Source organism: Polaromonas sp. P3_C2, from assembly GCF_056402675.1.
In genome coordinates, this window is the sequence record NZ_JBFUGX010001024.1 from 1 (window position 1) to 1,025 (window position 1,025).

Below are 1,025 nucleotides of genomic sequence, written 5' to 3' on the forward strand. Positions count from 1 at the left end.
AGGCCGGGCTGCCGAGCCGACAGGTGCTGGGCGGTATTGGTGCAAGCGGCTTCGCCACGAATGCTGCGGCTGAACTGTCGCTCAATGCCTATTTCGAGAAGCGCGAAATCCAGYTGGCCCGTTTTGATGCTGCCGATATGGCAGCCAAACTGGCACCGACCGATGCCGACCTTGAGCAGTTCTACAAAGCCAACGAGAAACTCTTTCAGGCGCCAGAACAGGCCAACATTGAGTATGTGGTGCTCGACATCGAGACTGTCAAAAAGACGGTCACGGTCAACGAGGCCGATCTCAAGACCTACTATGAGCAGAATATCCAGCGCCTGGGTGGCACTGAAGAACGCAGGGCAAGCCATATCCTGATTGCAGCGCCCAAGACTGCCTCGGCAGCCGATCGCGAAAAAGCGAAAGCCAAAGCAGAGGAATTGCTGGCGCAGGTCAGGAAGGCGCCCGATACTTTTGCCGATGTGGCACGTAAAACCTCGCAGGACACTGGTTCGGCACCTTCCGGTGGCGATCTCGATTTCTTCGCGCGCGGCTCGATGGTCAAGCCGTTTGAGGATGCCGCCTTTGCGATGAAAAAAGGCGACATCAGCAATGTCGTGGAGTCGGAGTTCGGCTACCACATCATCAAGCTGACGGACATCAAGGCACCGAAGCGGCCCGCGTTCGAAGAAATGAAACCGCAGCTGGAAGCCGATCTCCGCAAGCAGGAAGCCCAGAAGAAATTTGCTGAAGTTGCCGATGTCTTCACCAATGGCGTCTATGAGCAGCCCGACAGCCTCAAGCCCGTGGCGGACAAGCTGAAGCTTGAAGTCAAGGCGGCCAGCAATGTGGCCCGGCAGCCCAAAACCGGTGCGGCTGGCGTGCTGTCGAATCCGAAATTCCTGGGCGCACTTTTTTCGCCGGATGCGATCGAAAAGAAGCGCAATACCGAAGCCATAGAAACAGCGCCCAGCCAGCTGGTTTCAGGCCGGATCACCCAGTACACCCCGGCACGCACCCAACCCTTTGCCGAAGTGAAA

Annotated in this window: 1 protein-coding gene; it reads left to right on the forward strand. The window is 57.4% G+C overall.

The window, feature by feature from the left end; all coding sequences use genetic code 11:
- On the forward strand, nt 1-1,025 hold a 1,025-nt coding region (locus AC1DWI_RS24305; protein WP_477726063.1), incomplete at both ends, for a peptidylprolyl isomerase.